Here is a 15671-nt window from a genome sequence, read left to right as displayed (position 1 = left end):
GTCATACTCCCGATGGCACGCGTTGCCGCTCGGCAACGGCCGGAACCGCTTGCGCCGCAGGCGCTTCCGGTGTCCGCGACCGCGCGTCCTCGATCGCCCAGTAGACCGCCTCCGGGGTCGCCGGGGACGCCAGGTGCACGCTGATCCCGGCCGGGCCGAAGGCCGCCGCCGCCTTGCGCAGCGCCTCGCGGACCGAGATGGGCAGCATCAGCGGGGGTTCGCCGACGGCCTTGGAGCCGTAGATCGCGCCCTCCTCGGTGGCGTTCTCGAACATCCGGACGTTGAAGACCTCGGGCATCTCCGAGAAACTCGGCAGCTTGTAGGTGCTGGCGCCCTGAGTGCTGAACCGGCCGCGCGCGGGACCGTCACTGGCATCCCAGCGCTGGTCCTCCAGCGTCAGCCAGCCGGCGCCCTGCACGAACGCGCCCTCGATCTGACCCAGGTCGATCAGCGGCGACAGGCTGTCACCGACGTCGTGCACGACGTCGACCCGCCGGGTGCGGTAGGCGCCGGTGAACCCGTCGACCTCGACCTCGGAGACCGCCGCGCCGTAGGAGAAGTACTTGAACGGCGAGCCCTTGTAGGTCTCTTCGTTCCACTCCAGGCCCTCGGTGCGGTAGTAGCCGGCCGCGTGCAGCTGGATGCGCTGCAGGTAGGCGATGTGCACCAGCTCGTCCCACGCGATCGGGTCGCGGTCGCTGTTGAGGCCGTAGGCGGTGCCCTCGGCGAACCGCACGTCGGCCGGCGGCACGCCGAGCATCCCGCCCGCGACGACCGCGAGGCGGTCGCGGATCTGGTCACAGGCGTGCTTGACCGCGCCGCCGTTGAGGTCGGCGCCGGTGCTGGCCGACGTCGCCGAGGTGTTGGGCACCTTGTCCGTGCGGGTCGGGGCGAGCCGGACCTTGGCCAGCGGCAGGCCGAGCGCGGTCGCGGCGACCTGCAGCATCTTGGTGTGCAGCCCCTGGCCCATCTCGGTGCCACCGTGGTTGACCAGCACCGAACCGTCCTTGTAGACCAGCACGAGCGCGCCGCCCTGGTTCATCGAGCTCTTGTTGAACGAGATGCCGAACTTGACCGGGGTGGCCGCGATGGCGCGTTTGACGTCCTCGTGGGTGGCGTTGAACTCCTCGATCTCCCGCTGGCGACCGGCGAAGTCGCTGTCCGCGAGCACCTGGTCCCAGATCTGGTGCATCCGCTCGATCTGCCGCACCCGCTGGCCGTACGGCGTCGTCTGGTCGGCGGACCGGTAGAAGTTGCGGCGACGCAGCTCCTCGCCGGTCAGGCCGAGCTGCGGCGCGACCACGCCCATGATGTTCTCGGTGAGCAGCATGCCCTGCGGGCCGCCGAAACCGCGGAACGCCGTGTGCGAGGTGCGGTTGGTCTTGGCGATGCGCCCGTGTGCCTGGATGTTGGGGATCCAGTAGGCGTTGTCGATGTGGCACAGGGCGCGGGAGAGCACCGGCTGGCACAGGTCCATGCTCCAGCCACCGTCGGCGGTCAGCTCCACCTTGAGCGCGAGCAGGTGCCCGTCGTCGTCGAAGCCGGCCTCCCAGGTGGACAGGAAGTCGGGGCGTTTGCCGGTGAACTGCAGGTCCTGGTTGCGGCTGAGCCGCACCCGCACCGGGCGCCCCGTGAGCGTGGCACCGAGCGCGGCGATCGCGGCGTAGCCGTTGGCCTGGGTCTCCTTGCCGCCGAAGCCGCCACCCATGCGCAGGCACTGCACGGTGACCTCCGAGGCGGTCAGGTCGAGCACGTGCGCGGCGATCTCCTGGGTCTCACTCGGGTTCTGCGTGCTGGAGTGGATGAAGATCTGGCCGGACTCGTCGACATACGCGATCGACGCCTGCGTCTCCAGGTAGAACTGCTCCTGGCCGGACGCCTCCCAGGTGCCGCTGAAGACGCGCGTCGCGGCCGCCATACCGGCCTCCACGTCGCCGCGGGACACCGTCGGCGCCCGTCCCTGGAAGCTGCCCGCGGCGATCGCCTCCGGGATCGTCACCAGCGCCGGCAACGCCTCGTAGTCGACCTCGACCGCTGCGGCACCCAGCCGGGCCGCCTCCAGCGTCTCGCCGAGCACCCAGCACACCGGGTGGCCGTAGAACATCACCTCGTCGGGGAAGAGCGGCTCGTCGTGGTTGATGTTGGAGTCGTTGACCCCGGGGACGTCGTCGGCGGTCAGCACCCGCACGACACCGGGCACGTCGTATGCCGGGGCCGTGTCGAGGCGGGTGACGCGGGCGTGGGCGTGCGGCGCCGACACGGGGTAGGCGTGCAGCAGGTCACGCATGCGCCCCACCAGGTCGTCGGTGTAGAGCGCCGAGCCGGTCACGTGCTCGACCGCCGCCTCGTGCGGAACGGTGTCGCCGACAACGGGCTTCGGGGGGAGTTCGGACAACGCGCTCATGCGACATCACCTTCCTGGGATGCGGTCTCGGCGAAAATCTTGCGCAACGAGGTGCCGAGCATGGCCCGGCGGTACTTGCTGCTGGCCCGGTGGTCGTCCATCGGGGTGCCTTCCTGTTGCAGCAGTGCTGCGGCGGCGCGGACGGTCTCGGCGGTCCACGGCTGCCCCTCGAGGGCGGCCTCGACCGCGGTGGCCCGCAGTGGCGTGGCGGCGACACCACCCAGCCCGATGCGCGCCTTGCGGACCACACCGCCGGCGACGTCGAAGGCGTAGCCGACGGCCACGCTGGAGATGTCGTCGAAGCGGCGCTTGGCGATCTTGTGGAAGGCGGTGATGCCGGACAGCGGCAACGGGATCCGCACCGACTGGATCAGCTCGCCCGGCGCGCGCACCGTCTGCCGGTAACCGGTGAAGTAGTCCGAGAGCGGCACGACCCGGCTGCCGTCCAGCCCGGTGAGCACGAGGTCGGCGTCGAGCGCGAGCAGGGCCGGCGGGGTGTCGCCGATGGGCGATCCGGTGCCCAGGTTGCCGCCGATGGTCGCACCGTTGCGGATCAGGCGGGACGCGAACTGCGGGAAGAGCTTGGCCAGCAACGGGATCCGGCCGTCCAGCCGCTGCTCGATCTCGCTGAGGGTGAGCGCCGCGCCGAGCTCGACGTAGTCGTCGGTCTCCTCGAAGGTGCGCAGCTCCGGCAACCGGTCGAGGCCGATGACCAGGTCGGCGCGGGTCGACTTGATGTTGACGTCGACACCCCAGTCGGTGCAGCCCGCGACCGGCACCGCGTCCGGCCGGTCCCGCAGGACGGTCAGCGCCTCGGTGAGGGTCGCCGGCCGGACGAACTGCCGCCCGTCGGCGGTGTATGCCGTGGGCACCGCCTCCGGTGCCGGCTGCGCACGTCGGGCGGCGAGCTCGTCGCCCTCCGCGACGTCGCCCAGCGCGTATGCCGCGTCGCGGATCGGCCGGTAGCCGGTGCAGCGGCACAGGTTGCCCGACAACGAGTGCAGGTCGAACCCGTTCTCGCCGTGCTCGCTGTCCCCGTGATCGCACGCGGTCCGGTCGGGGCGGTAGTACTCGGCCGCCATACTGCAGACGAACCCCGGTGTGCAGTAACCACACTGGGAGCCACCGCGCACCGCCATCTCCTGCTGCACCGGGTGCAGCGACTCCGGGGTGCCGAGGCCCTCGGAGGTGACGATCTCCTGGCCGGCGAAGGCCGCGGCCGGGGGCAGGCAGGCGTTGACCGCGGTCCACTGCGTCCCGCCGTTGCCGTCGGGGCGTGCGACGAGCACCGAGCACGCACCGCACTCGCCCTCCGCGCAGCCTTCCTTGGCGCCGGTGAGGCCCTCGGAGCGCAACCAGTCCAGCAGGTTGGTGTGCGCGGCCTCGGTGAACGCGTGCGATTGCCCGTTGACGGTGACGTCCAGGGCGGACGACTGATCGGTCATCAGCGACTCCTTTCGAGCCGGGAGTCGGGAGACCCCGGTCAGGTCGTCGCATGGTTGGGTTGACGCCGTCACCTCATCGATCGGTGGTATCCGATCGGTTATCCATGCAGAACGACCGGACCCGTGGGCTCCCACAATGGTACCGGCTCAACAATTTGTTGAAAAGCACTTTCGGGTATTCGTTGTGATGCGTGTCACGGGTGGCCGGACAGCGCGGGCGCCCCGACGAGTCGGGCCGCTTCCTGCGCTCCGGCGGCCAGTTCGCGCTCGTCCGCGCGCACCAGCCGTCCGTCCCGGACGACGGCCCGGCCCGCGACCAGGACGAGGTCCAGCGGCGGTGGAGAGCCGAGCACGAGGCCCGCGACCGGGTCCGCGATGCCGGCGTGCGCGAGCGTGTCGAGGCGCCATACGCACAGGTCGGCCTGCTTGTCCGGCTCCAGCGACCCGATCCGGTCCTGCCAGCCGAGCAGGCGGGCGCTGCCGAGCGTGGCGGCCTCCAGGGCCTGCCGGACGCCGAGCGCGGTGGGCCCGCCGAGGGCGCGCGCGAACAACAGCGCGTGGCGGGCCTCCTCGAGCATCGAGGTCGCCTCGTTCGATGCGGCGCCGTCGACGCCGAGGCCGACCGGCGCGCCGGCCGCGAGCAGGTCACGCGTGCGGCACACCCCGGCGCCGAGCCGGGCGTTGGAGGACGGGCAGTGCGCGACACCGGTGCCGGTGGCCGCGAGCTTCTGGATCGCCGCGTCGTCGAAGTGGATCCCGTGGGCGAACCACACGTCGTCGCCGAGCCAGCCGACGCTCTCCATGTAGTCGACCGGGGTCTGCCCGAAGCGCTCGCGGCAGAAGTCCTCCTCGTCGAGCGTCTCGGCCAGGTGGGTGTGCAGGCGCACCCCGCGGTCACGGGCCAGCGCCGCAGCCTCGCGCAGCAGCTCGGTCGTGACCGAGAACGGTGAGCAGGGTGCCACCCCCACCCGGACCATCGAGTCCGACGACGGGTCGTGGTGCTCGTCGATCGCGGCCGCCGTGGCGGTCAGGATATCGTCGAGCGACTCCACGACGTGGTCCGGCGGAAGGCCGCCGTCGCTGCGCCCGAGGTCCATCGAGCCGCGGGTGGCGAAGAACCGCACGCCGATCCGCTCTGCGGCGCGGATCTCGGCACCGAGTACGTCGCCGCCGTCGCGCGGGAACACGTAGTGGTGGTCCATGACGGTGGTGCAGCCGGTGAGCGCCAGGTGCCCGATGCCCGCTGCGGTGGCCTGGCCGACGATGTGCTCGTCGATGTTGCCCCACACCGGGTAGAGCGTCGTGAGCCACTCGAACAGCGTTGCGTCCACGGCGTATCCACGGGTCGCCCACTGGTAGAGGTGGTGATGGGTGTTGATCAGGCCCGGTGTGACGACGCACCCGCTGGCGTCGATGACCTCGACGTCCTCGTCGGTGGCGGCATACCGGCCCGGCCCGACCGACCGGACCCGGCCCCCGTCGACCACCACGTGGCCGACGGGGTACTCGTGCCGGTCTGCGTCCATCGTCACGACGGTGGCGCCGTCGAGCACCAGCTTCTTCGTCACGGCGTGCTCGCCATCCTGCTGCGCGCGGTGCCGATCGGGTCGGCGTCGGCGACCAGGTCGTCGAAGCGGTGGCCGGCGATCTTGGCGCTCTCCAGCAGCGCGGTGACCAGCTCGTGCTGGCGGGAGTTGTCCAGCCGGGTCTCGCCGTCCTCGACCAACTGCTCGACCGAGTCGGTCTCGCGGATGCAGGTGATCAGCGGGAAGCCGAACTTCTCCCGGTAGGCGGCGGTCAGGGTGGACAGCTCCTCGCGCTCGTCGTCGCGCAGCTGGCTGAGCATGATCGCGGCCCGGTCACGGATGGACGCTTCGCCGACCTCGTCGTCGGAGACGTCCACGCTGCCCAGGTCCGGGTAGCTGGCGATGAGCGCGCGCTGCTTCTCGTCCGAGGCGGAGAACAACGCCTCCTGGAAGGACGCACGCAGGTCGCGGGTGTCCTTGAACGGCCGCTGCTCGTAGGCGTCCTCGATGACCCACGAGTTGCCCTGGAAGAGCGTCCCGAAGGTCTGCACGAACTCGTCCTTGGACATCGAGTTGACCTGCGCGAGCCCGATCACGGCGCCGGTCGGCGTCGTCGCGACCCCGGCCCCGCGGCTGTTGCCGACGTGGAAGAACACCATGTAGAGCACGAAGGCCGCGATCGATCCGATGGTGATCCCCGAGCCCAGGAACACCTGGTAGTCCTTCGGCAACAGGGTCGCCACACCGGGCTGGGCGGTCACGAGCATGGCCAGGCCGAGCGAGGTGGCCACGATGATGCCGTTGCGGTGGTCGTTGAAGTCGACCTTGCCGAGCGTCTGGATGCCGACCACGGCGACGGTGGCGAACATCGCCAGACCGGCGCCGCCCAGGACGCTGGAGGGTATGCCGGCAACGATCGCGCCGGCCTTCGGCAGCAGCCCCAGGATGATCATGAAGACGGCGGCGGTGGCCACGACATACCGGCTCTTGATCTTGGTCAGTCGCACCAGGCCGACGTTCTCGGCGAAACAGGTGTAGGGGAAGGAGTTGAAGATGCCACCGATGAAGGTGGCCAGTCCGTCGGCGCGCAGGGCGCGGGCGACGTCCTCGCCGTCGACCCGCTTCCCGACGATCTCGGCCGTCGCGAAGACGTCACCGCAGGTCTCCACCATCGTCACCAGCATCACCAGCACCATCGAGATGATGGCGGCGAGCACGAACTTCGGCATGCCGAAGTGGAACGGTGTGGTGACCCCCAGCCAGCTGGAGCTGCTGACCGAGTCGAAGTGTGCCTCGCCGATGGTCCAGGCGATCAGGGTGCCGATGGCCAGGCCGAGCAGCACGGCGATGGTCTGGACGAAACCGCGGAAGAGGCGCTGGATGATCACGATGATGAGGACGGTGCCGAGTGCGAGGCACAGGGTCTTCCAGCCGCCTGCGGCCAGGTGGAAGTTGCCGTTGGCGTCGGTGCTCAGCACCGAGGCGCTGTAGGAGTGGGTCTTGGGGTCCCAGCGCAGCAGCGCGTCACCGGCGGCGACCGGCAGCAGCGAGAAGCCGATGACGGTGATGACCGAGCCGGTGACCACCGGCGGGAAGAAGCGCACGATCTTGCCGAAGTACGGCGCGAGCAGGAACGTCACGACACCGGAGACGAGCACCGAGCCGTAGATGGTGAGCAGGCCGTTGACGCCACCGCCGGCGTTGACGCCGATGATGATCATCGGGGAGACGGCGGTGAAGGTCACGCCCTGCAGCAGGGGCAGTCGGACGCCGACCTTCCAGAAGCCGATGGCCTGCAGCAGCGAGGCGATGCCGCAGGTGAACAGGTCGGCGTTGATCAGGTGGATCAGCTGGTCGGAGGTGAGGCCGATGGCCCCGGCGAGCAGGATCGGCACGATGACGGCGCCGGCGTAGAACGCCAGCACGTGCTGGATGCCGTAGACGGCGAGTTGTTGCGGGGGGAGCACTTCGTCTACGGGATGTTTGGCGCGGGGGCGCACTCCCTCAGCTGTGGCAGCAGACATTACGAGCGGTCCTTCCAGAAGGCCCAGGGGGACATCAATGATTTTGTGGTGGCTAGGGCATTTTCGCGCTTCGGCGGCCCGGCCGGGGGAGATTCCGCTGGTCATGCGAGGAGCACCCGCGCGGCTGCGCGGTTTCGTGCGTTTCGGTGGGCGTGGGCTGAGCCGCCGCGGGCACCAATTATTCGCTTATACGGAATGTGAGTTTCAACATATGGAATTTGATCCGTGAAAGAGAGTATGCCGTGGGTCACACTCGCGTCAACAGTTTGTTGAGCCGAGTTCGCGGCGCGCTCCCCGGCGCCCGCTGTGGCGTGACCGGTCTCAGCCGTTGACCCTGATCCGGTTGAGGTAGTTGTAGATGGTGAAGCGGGACATGCCCATGGCCTCCGCCACGGTCTCCGCGGAGCGGCGCATCTCGAAGGCGCCGCGTTCCTCCAGCAGCCGGACCGCGTGCTGTTTACCGGCCCGGGGTAGCTCCGCGAGGCTGCTGCCCAGCTCCGTCTCGACACTCTGGATCAGTCGCGCCAGACCGTCGGACAGGTCGCGGTCGTCCTGGACCCGGACGTGGATCGTGCTGCCCGCCCAGGTGATCGGGATGTCGTCCGGTTGCGGGTCGCCCTCGACGACGATGGCGCCGACCCGGTCCAGCAGGGGTCGCAGTGCTTCGGTGAAGGTGTCGGGCATGGTGTCAGTCATCGATTCGCTCGATCTGCAGGCTGATGCGGGTGGCGCCGGCGGCGAGCGCCTGCTGGACCGCGACCGACAGCGCGGGCACGACGGTGTCGGCGGCGCCGACGACCGACGTGCCCAGCGGCCCGAGATCCGGTTGCAGCCCGTCGGTGCCCAGTGCGTCGGCCGCCGCGCGTACGTGGGTCGGGAGTTCGCCCTCGCCCTGGAACGGTTCGGTCGTCACCTCGGCGCGGACCTTCATCGTGCGGCTGCCTTCGCCGCGGCCTTGGCCCGCTTCTTGAAGTCGCGGACCTTCTGCAACGACACGTCGTCCACGACGTCGGCGACGGAGCGGAACGAGCCGGACTCGGCATACGGACCGATCGCCTCGCGCCAGCCGTCGGGGGTGACTCCGAGCTGTTTGCCGAGCAGGGCCGCGAAGATGCGCGCCTTCTGGTCGCCGAAGCCGGGCAGCGCCTTCAGGCGTTTCAGCAGCTCCTGGGTGGTTCCGGAGGTGGACCAGATCTGCGCGGCATCGCCGTCGTAGTCGTCCACGACGACCTGGGCGAGCTGCTGGACGCGTCCTGCCATGGAGCGCGCATAGCGGTGGATGGCCGGCGGGGTGGAGCACAGGTCGGCGAACTTCTCGGGGTCCTGCGCCGCGATCGTCGCCGGGTCAAGGGTGCCGAGCTTGTCGACGATCTTGGCCGGGCCGCGGAAGGCGTGCTCCATGCCGTACTGCTGGTCGAGCAGCATCCCCACCATGAGGGCGAACGGGTCGGTGGAGAGCAGGTGGTCCGCGGTGTCGTCCTGTGCGATCCGGATGTTCGGCATACCAGCAGCGTAGAACGATCCGGGGCAACAACTCGATGGCGCGGTGCTCGCACCTGCTCCTAGGTTGGCGGGATGACTGCTGCCACGGACACGACCCCCGCCGTCGACCCGGCCACCCGGGTGGATCCGCCGGGCCAGGCGGGCGAGGTGGAGACCCTGCTGGCCTACTTGCGCTATCACCGGGACACGTTCCGCTGGAAGACCGGCGGGCTGACTCGTGAGCAACTGGCCATGAGCCTGCCGCCGTCGGACATGACACTGGGCGGGATGATCAAGCACCTCGCCCTCGTGGAGGTGGGGTGGTTCCACGAATTCTTCGGTGGCGGCGACGAACTCGAGCCGTGGGCGTCGGTGGACTGGGCGAACGATCCGGACTGGGAGTGGCGGACCGCGCTGGACGACTCACCTGCGCAACTGTCCGAGATCTACGAGCGGTGTGTCGGATTGGCGGATTCGGCGATCGCGCAGGCGGCGCCGGGCGACGGTCTGGGCGCCCTGTCGGCGAAGTCGGGTGGGGAGCCGAAGCAACCGATGACGCTCCGCTGGATCGTCACGCACATGATCGAGGAATATGCCCGGCACAACGGCCACGCCGACCTGATCCGGCAGTCGATCGACGGCGACACCGGCGAATGATCGCTGTCACTGGGACAGCGCTGCGCGCCATACCGTGCTCGGCACGGGCGACTTGGCGCAGGACGTCTTGATGTCGGGCCCGTCCTCGGCAGTGATGTCGACCGTCCAGCTGCGCCCGTCGGTGTGGTCGACGGTGCACAGCCAGGACCCGTCGGCGACCTGCGTGCCCGAGGCGGTCAGCGACGGGCCGTGCTTCTCCGAGATCTGCTGGCGCACAAACGATTCGGCGACCTGTACCGGTGCGCGGAAACAACTGCGGCCCCGGTTGTGGGTGGCGCTCGCGAGCTCGTCGGGCACCTCGTGCCGGTGCTCTGCCCGGAGTGCCGCTTCGGCGAGCGTCGGGGTGAGCCGGGCGTAGGTCTGCCCGGAGGGCAGGGCGATGCCGGTCGGCGCGAACCGGTGTCCGCCGGTGTGCGAGCACTCCCAGATCGCGTCCGGATGCGCCGCCGCGAGTTCGAGCGCGATCGGCCGACCGCGCACCGCGCAGCACACGTCGCGCTTGCCGTTCGTGCAGATGAGCATCGCCGGGTCGCGGGTCTCCTCCAACTCCGGCAGGCGCTCGGTCGCGGCATCCGGGTCGTCCTCCAGCAGGGCGTCCCACGGCAGGCCCAGCAGCTGCGCCGGGTCGTCGATCTCGCCGGTCAGCAGCCACGGGTCACGGTCGAGGCAGCCGGCGACGAGCACGGTGTGCGGGCCTTCGTGCGGCTCGTCCGCGTGTGCGCCCGGTCTCCGGATGAGCAGCAGTCGCCCGCCGCGGTCGGCACAGGCGCGCTCGAGCGTCATACCGACCTGGTGGTCGAGGTGGGACTCGGTGATGGCGCTGTGCCCCCATGGACCGGCCTGCTCCAGGCAGACCCAGAACCTCGCGTAGGACGCCGAACCCCACGCGGGCAGGTCCGCATCGTCCCACTCGACGGAGCAGGCGTCGGACGGGCGTGGTGTGGCGTGTGTCGTCATCGCTGGGTCCCTTCGTGGAGGAGGCATGCTCAGCTTAGAGGGCTGCAAAGTTGTCCACATCCCCTCCTGCGAGGACGGTTGTTGTGGATAATTTGATGGGTGAAAATTCTTGTATTGCAGTGGAATTCGGAATATAATCGAACGCATGAACGAGATCTTCATCGACGAGATCGGGTCGTGCGCCGCGGTCACCGCCGATGCGGTGCGCTCGTTCCAGGACCGGCTCGACGGCCCGCTCAGCACCGAGGACCTGTTGGCGGAGGTGCGCGCCTGTGAAGAGTTGAAGAACGCCCTCAGTGCCCGGCAGGCACGGGCAACCGTCGCCCTGCATGAGCGCCAGCGCGAACGCGACACCGCACGCGGCATCCGCGCCGCCGACACCGCCCGGCTGGTCGGGTCCCAGGTCGCCCTCGCCCGGCGTATCGCACCCTCGCAGGGCTCCCGGCTGCTCGGGGTGGCCCGTGCGGTGACCCAGGAGATGCCGCACACCTTCGAGGCGCTACGCGCCGGGGTGATCAGCGAGCACGACGCGACCACCCTGGTCGCCGAAACCGCCTGCCTGACCAAACAGGACCGCGAGCAGGTGGACGCGGCGGTCCGGCCAGAGTTGGGCCGGGTCGGGCACCGCCGGTTACGGGCCGCGGCACAAGCGGCCGCCTACGCAGCGGATCCGGCCGCGATCACCGCCCGCCGCTCCAAGGCCGAATCCCAGCGGCGGGTGAGCCTTCGGCCGGCACCGGACTGTATGGCGTGGCTGACCGCGTTGTTGCCGGTCAAGGACGGGGTCGCCTGCTACGCGGCGTTGAAAGCCGAAGCCGACCGGGCCGCCACACCCGAGCACCCGCGGGGACAGGTGATGGCCGACACCCTGGTCGAGCGGGTCACCGGCCGCGCACCCGCCGACGGCGTCGAGGTGCATGTCAACCTGATCATGGGGCTGGACTCGCTGACCGGGGACACTCCGGCCGAGGTGCCCGGGTACGGGCCGGTCCCGGCCGACCTGGTCCGCGAATGGTTCGCCGACCCGCAGAAGGCGACCCAGGTGCGCCGGTTGTTCGCCTACCCGGGCACCGGGGACCTGGTCGGATGGACTCCTCCGCCCGCTGCTACACCGGGCTCCTCGCCGATTTCGTCGCACTGCGGGACCGCACCTGCAGGACGCCATGGTGCAATGCGCCGATCCGGCACACCGACCACGTACTCGCCCACTCACACGGCGGTGCCACGTCCGAACGCAACGGCCAAGGGCTGTGCGAACGCTGCAACTACGTCAAGGAACACCCCGACTACCTCGTCGGCGGCGACGCCGGCCAAACACACATCCTCACCGGCGGCCTCACCGCCACCAGCACACCACCACCCCCACCCGGCCTACCGCCACCGGTCACCTCACCCGTCGGGCGCACTCTGATGAACATCGAATGGCGCCACCGGCACGCGGTGAGGAACTGACGGCTGCGCGGAGTTACAGCTGCAGGTGGATGCGCAGCGCATCGTCCAGTCGTGTCATCAGGTCTGCTGGCACCCGGCCAAGGACGGCGCCCAGCTGCTCGATGGTGACCGAGCGGATCTGCTCCGCTTGGGCCTTTGAGTCCTGCCGTAAGCCGGTGTCGCCGGCGGGTAGCAATACCTGGAACGGGAAGATCCGGGCGGTGTTGCTGGTGACCGGCACGATGGTCAGCACTCCGCGGCCGAGGCGTGTCGCAGCGTCGTTCGCGCGATCGTTGCTGACGATCACTGCGGGGCGCCGCTTGTTGGCCTCGTTGCCGCGCACCGGATCCAGGTCCACGAGCCGAATCTCACCGCGCAGCATCGGTGAGCCCATCGGCCGCCGTCGCATCCCATGCTGCGTGATCGCCGGACGCGTCCCATTCCTGCCATGCGGCCTCATAGTCGTGTTCGAGGTCAGGCAGGCGCAGCAAGCGCACGGCATGGTGGACCGCCGCCGATCTGGACGCAAGACCGGCAGCGCGGGCGTACTCATCGAGGACGGCCACGTCCTCGTCCGGCAGGCTGACACTGAGCTTCACACCGAAATACTACCGCGGTACTACCTCGCGTTCCGCTCCGCCTCGCGCCGACCCAACTCGATCGTCGCGAACGAGGCGGCAACGCCCAGCGCGGTCGCGCCGAGGGCCACGGCGGTGCCCTTCTTCTCGACGCCGAACGCATGGTCGAGGGACAGATCTCCCGGGCCGGCCTCGGCGAGCGTGACCAGCGCGGCGATGAGCGTGGCGTTGAACTCGAAGCCGCCGTTGGAGTTCCAGACACCGTTGGGTGCGTGGACCTTGCGGATGGCTGTTGTCATCACGCCGATCAGGCTCGATGCGGCGAGTGGGGTGGCCAGCCCGGTCGCGAGCAGAGCGCCGCCGGCGGCCTCGCTCACTCCGGCGGCGATGGCGTTGCGGCGCGGCGGATACATCTGCAGCGCCTCCATCATCTTGTCGGTGCCCTCCAGGCCCGGACCGCCGAACCACCCCATGAGCTTCTGCGTGCCGTGGCCGATGAAGAGGCCACCGATGACCGTACGTGCTGCCAGACGAGCGAGTTGCATGAGCTGACCCCTTCTCGGCGTGATACCGATCCACATAGGTGAATGTGCAACCACTCTACGGCGGGATCAGGCCCGTCAGCTCGGGAACGCACCGCCGATCACGGCCAGCTGACCCGAGATCGGGACACCGCTGCCGTCCCGCTTGCCGTCCGCGGCGGGCAGCTCCACCGCGGCGCCGGTCGGGCTCGCGCCGCGCGCCGGAGCGGTGCCGGCCCACGCGATGACCAACTCGTCCTCGCCGCGCAGGAAGCGCTGGCAGCGCACCCCGCCGGTGGCACGTCCCTTGCTCGGGAACTCCTCGTACGGCGCGACCTTCACCGACTCCGGACCCGTGCCGGGGAGCGCGCCCGACGCTCCCGCGCCGGTCACCACCACGGCCGGTGCCGTCGTCTCCACCGTGCCGAACCAGATGGCGCGGGCTCCCTTGCCGAGTTTGATGCCGGCCATGCCGCCACCCGAACGGCCCTGCGGCCGCACCAGATCCGCGGAGTAACGCAACAGCTGCGCGTCGGAGGTGATGAAGACGAGATCCTCGGTGCCGGTGAGCACCTCGACCGCGCCGACCACCTTGTCGCCGTCCTTCAGCGAGATCACCTCGAACGAGTCCTTGCCCGGGTAGTCCGGGTTGACCCGCTTCACGACACCCTGCAGGGTGCCGAGCGCCAGGCCCTTGGACTCCGCCGCGAGCGAGGCGATGGCCAGCGGCTCCTCGCCCTTGGCCAGGTCGATGTATGCCGCGAGCGGCGCACCTCCCGCCAGCACCGGGGCGTCGTTGGTCGGTGGCAGCGTGGGCAGGTCGAGCGCGCTCAGTCGTACCAGGCGACCCGCGGAGGTGACCACACCGAACTCACCGCGAGCGGTCGTGCGGACCCGGGACACGACGACGTCGTGTTTGCGGCGCGACCCCTCGTTTGAGACGGGGGAGTCGTCCGTGGTCCGGGCGAGCAGCCCGGTCGAGGACAGCAGCACCCAGCACGGGTCGTCCGAGACCTCCAGTGGGGTCGCGGCAGCAGCGGTCTTCTGAGCTCCGTCACCCTCCAGCAGCACCGTGCGGCGTGGCGTGCCGTGCGTCCTGGCGACTTCGGCGAGCTCGCTGGAAACCGTTTTGTGCAAAAGCTTTTCGTCGTCCAGGATCGCTTGCAGGGCGGTTATCTGCCGACGCAACTCGGCCTGCTCCTTCTCGAGCTCGATCCGGCTGAACTTCGTCAGGCGACGCAGTTGCAGCTCCAGGATGTACTCGGCCTGCGCCTCGGACAGATCGAAGACCTGCATCAGCCGGCCGCGCGCCTCGCCCGCGTTGTCCGAGCTGCGGATCACCTGGATGACCTCGTCGATGTCCAGGATCGCGATCAACAGGCCGTCCACCAGGTGCAGGCGGTCGGTGGCCTTCTTCAGCCGGAACGCGGTGCGGCGGCGGACCACGTCGATGCGGAAGTCGACATACACCGTCAGGAGCTCTTTGAGTCCCAGCGTGCGGGGCTGGCCCTCGACGAGGGCGACGTTGTTGATGCCGAAGGACTCCTCCATCGGCGTGTGCTTGTAGAGCGACTCCAGCACGGCGTCGGGGTTGAAGCCGTTCTTGACGTCGATGACCAGGCGCATGCCGTTCATGTCCGACAGGTCGTCGACATGGGCGACGCCCTGAAGGCGCTTGCTCTGGGCGAGGTCCTTCATCTTCTCGATGACCTTCTCCGCGCCGACCATGTAGGGCAGCTCGGTGACTACGATGGATTTCCTGCGCGGAGTGAGGTTTTCGATCGTGGCGGTCGCGCGGGTGCGGAAGCTGCCACGGCCGGTCAGGTAGGCGTCGCGGATGCCGTCCAGCCCGACGATCCGTCCGCCGCAGGGCAGGTCGGGGCCGGGCACGAACTTCATCAGGTCGTCGAGCGAGCAGTCCGGGTGATCGATCAGATGCCGGGCGGCCGCCACTACCTCACCGAGGTTGTGCGGTGCCATGTTGGTCGCCATACCGACCGCGATGCCGCTGGCGCCGTTGACGAGCAGGTTGGGGAACGCCGCCGGTAGGACGTCCGGCTGCTGCTCGCTCTCGTCGTAGTTGGGGACGAAGTCGACGGTGTCCTCGGACAGCGACCTGGTCAGCTCCAGTGCTGCGGGGGCGAGACGCACCTCGGTGTAACGCGACGCGGCAGGGCCGTTGTCCAGCGAACCGAAGTTGCCGTGGCCGTCGACGAGCGGCAGCCGCATGGTGAAGTCCTGTGCCTGCCGGACGATCGCGTCGTAGATCGCCGCGTCACCGTGCGGGTGGTACTTACCCATGACCTCACCGACGACACGGGAGGACTTCACGTGGTTGCGGTCCGGGTAGAGCCGCATCTCGTCCATCGCGTAGAGGATGCGGCGCTGCACCGGCTTCAGGCCGTCACGAGCGTCGGGGATGGCCCGCGAGTAGATGACCGAATAGGCGTATTCGAGGTATGCCGACTGCATCTCGTCGTCGACGTCGATGTCGATGATGTTCTGCTGCGCGTCGTCGATGTATTCGGTCTCGTCGCGTTTCTTGCGCGCCATTACTGCCCTTCGGTGTCCTGCTGATCTCGCGGTGTTCGCGCCGATCATCTTCTCTCACGCCGCGCGGCGACGCGTGACCGACACTCGGTTGGC

Annotated in this window: 14 protein-coding genes; 2 read left to right on the top strand and 12 right to left on the bottom strand. The window is 69.3% G+C overall.

Annotated elements, in window-relative coordinates:
* Position 1: 1 nt before the first annotated feature.
* The 7 genes from xdhB to FHU39_RS11210 all read right to left on the bottom strand — a co-directional run bounded on the left by xdhB (position 2) and on the right by FHU39_RS11210 (position 8902).
* Positions 2-2404 carry a xanthine dehydrogenase molybdopterin binding subunit gene (gene xdhB, locus FHU39_RS11240; RefSeq protein ID WP_183320413.1) on the bottom strand — a complete coding sequence of 801 codons (2403 nt, stop codon included), beginning with the start codon at positions 2402-2404 and terminating at the stop codon, positions 2-4.
* Positions 2401-3849: a xanthine dehydrogenase small subunit gene (locus FHU39_RS11235; protein WP_183320412.1), complete on the bottom strand. Its 1449-nt coding sequence runs from the start codon at positions 3847-3849 to the stop codon at positions 2401-2403. The genes xdhB and FHU39_RS11235 overlap by 4 nt, the downstream gene beginning before the upstream one ends.
* A gap of 194 nt (positions 3850-4043) precedes the next feature.
* Positions 4044-5417, bottom strand: a complete 1374-nt coding sequence (locus FHU39_RS11230; protein WP_221185236.1) for an 8-oxoguanine deaminase — start codon at positions 5415-5417, stop codon at positions 4044-4046.
* A complete protein-coding gene (gene uraD / locus FHU39_RS11225) occupies positions 5414-7342 on the bottom strand; it encodes a 2-oxo-4-hydroxy-4-carboxy-5-ureidoimidazoline decarboxylase (protein ID WP_343065829.1) in 1929 nt (642 codons plus the stop codon). Before uraD ends, FHU39_RS11230 begins: the two co-directional genes overlap by 4 nt.
* A gap of 378 nt (positions 7343-7720) precedes the next feature.
* Positions 7721-8095, bottom strand: coding sequence for a helix-turn-helix domain-containing protein (locus FHU39_RS11220; protein ID WP_183320410.1), 375 nt, complete (start codon positions 8093-8095; stop codon positions 7721-7723).
* Positions 8088-8330 (bottom strand): thiamine-binding protein, encoded by a 243-nt coding sequence (locus FHU39_RS11215; RefSeq protein ID WP_183320409.1) that lies wholly within the window; start codon positions 8328-8330, stop codon positions 8088-8090. Before FHU39_RS11215 ends, FHU39_RS11220 begins: the two co-directional genes overlap by 8 nt.
* Positions 8327-8902, bottom strand: a complete 576-nt coding sequence (locus FHU39_RS11210; RefSeq protein WP_183320408.1) for an HhH-GPD-type base excision DNA repair protein — start codon at positions 8900-8902, stop codon at positions 8327-8329. Before FHU39_RS11210 ends, FHU39_RS11215 begins: the two co-directional genes overlap by 4 nt.
* Positions 8903-8974: 72 nt before the next feature.
* Here FHU39_RS11210 and FHU39_RS11205 point away from each other — a divergent pair, with 72 nt between their 5' ends.
* The gene (locus FHU39_RS11205; RefSeq protein WP_183320407.1) at positions 8975-9538 is read left to right on the top strand and encodes a DinB family protein; all 564 of its coding nucleotides are present in this window, start codon (positions 8975-8977) and stop codon (positions 9536-9538) included.
* 6 nt (positions 9539-9544) lie between these two features.
* Here FHU39_RS11205 and FHU39_RS11200 read toward each other — a convergent pair whose 3' ends face one another.
* Complete coding sequence (locus FHU39_RS11200; protein WP_183320406.1) at positions 9545-10495, bottom strand: ferredoxin family protein; 951 nt, start codon at positions 10493-10495, stop codon at positions 9545-9547.
* Positions 10496-10640: 145 nt separating this feature from the next.
* Here FHU39_RS11200 and FHU39_RS11195 point away from each other — a divergent pair, with 145 nt between their 5' ends.
* A complete protein-coding gene (locus tag FHU39_RS11195) occupies positions 10641-11906 on the top strand; it encodes a DUF222 domain-containing protein (RefSeq protein WP_183320405.1) in 1266 nt (421 codons plus the stop codon).
* A 54-nt stretch (positions 11907-11960) separates the two neighbouring features.
* On the opposite strand, the gene FHU39_RS11190 is transcribed toward FHU39_RS11195, so the two are convergent.
* From FHU39_RS11190 to FHU39_RS11175, 4 genes are all read right to left on the bottom strand, one after another.
* A complete protein-coding gene (locus FHU39_RS11190; RefSeq protein WP_343065828.1) occupies positions 11961-12284 on the bottom strand; it encodes a type II toxin-antitoxin system PemK/MazF family toxin in 324 nt (107 codons plus the stop codon).
* A gap of 10 nt (positions 12285-12294) precedes the next feature.
* Positions 12295-12525 (bottom strand): ribbon-helix-helix protein, CopG family, encoded by a 231-nt coding sequence (locus FHU39_RS11185; RefSeq protein ID WP_183320404.1) that lies wholly within the window; start codon positions 12523-12525, stop codon positions 12295-12297.
* Between the two features lie 20 nt (positions 12526-12545).
* The gene (locus FHU39_RS11180) at positions 12546-13049 is read right to left on the bottom strand and encodes a DoxX family protein (RefSeq protein WP_183320403.1); all 504 of its coding nucleotides are present in this window, start codon (positions 13047-13049) and stop codon (positions 12546-12548) included.
* A gap of 75 nt (positions 13050-13124) precedes the next feature.
* Positions 13125-15578, bottom strand: a complete 2454-nt coding sequence (locus FHU39_RS11175; RefSeq protein ID WP_183320402.1) for a DNA gyrase/topoisomerase IV subunit A — start codon at positions 15576-15578, stop codon at positions 13125-13127.
* Between the last annotated feature and the right edge of the window lie 93 nt (positions 15579-15671).

This window comes from Flexivirga oryzae, from assembly GCF_014190805.1.
Classification (GTDB): Bacteria; Actinomycetota; Actinomycetes; order Actinomycetales; family Dermatophilaceae; genus Flexivirga; species Flexivirga oryzae.
The sequence above is the reverse complement of the archived record's forward strand: the minus strand, read 5'-3'. Positions and strand labels throughout refer to the sequence as shown.

Coding starts and splice junctions, on each gene's coding strand:
- FHU39_RS11200 (WP_183320406.1), bottom strand. CDS start 10,495: ATGACGACACACGCCACACCACGCCCGTCCGACGCCTGCTCCGTCGAG.
- FHU39_RS11235 (WP_183320412.1), bottom strand. CDS start 3,849: ATGACCGATCAGTCGTCCGCCCTGGACGTCACCGTCAACGGGCAATCG.
- FHU39_RS11220 (WP_183320410.1), bottom strand. CDS start 8,095: ATGACTGACACCATGCCCGACACCTTCACCGAAGCACTGCGACCCCTG.
- FHU39_RS11195 (WP_183320405.1), top strand. CDS start 10,641: ATGAACGAGATCTTCATCGACGAGATCGGGTCGTGCGCCGCGGTCACC.
- FHU39_RS11180 (WP_183320403.1), bottom strand. CDS start 13,049: ATGCAACTCGCTCGTCTGGCAGCACGTACGGTCATCGGTGGCCTCTTC.
- FHU39_RS11205 (WP_183320407.1), top strand. CDS start 8,975: ATGACTGCTGCCACGGACACGACCCCCGCCGTCGACCCGGCCACCCGG.
- xdhB (WP_183320413.1), bottom strand. CDS start 2,404: ATGAGCGCGTTGTCCGAACTCCCCCCGAAGCCCGTTGTCGGCGACACC.
- FHU39_RS11175 (WP_183320402.1), bottom strand. CDS start 15,578: ATGGCGCGCAAGAAACGCGACGAGACCGAATACATCGACGACGCGCAG.
- FHU39_RS11215 (WP_183320409.1), bottom strand. CDS start 8,330: ATGAAGGTCCGCGCCGAGGTGACGACCGAACCGTTCCAGGGCGAGGGC.
- FHU39_RS11210 (WP_183320408.1), bottom strand. CDS start 8,902: ATGCCGAACATCCGGATCGCACAGGACGACACCGCGGACCACCTGCTC.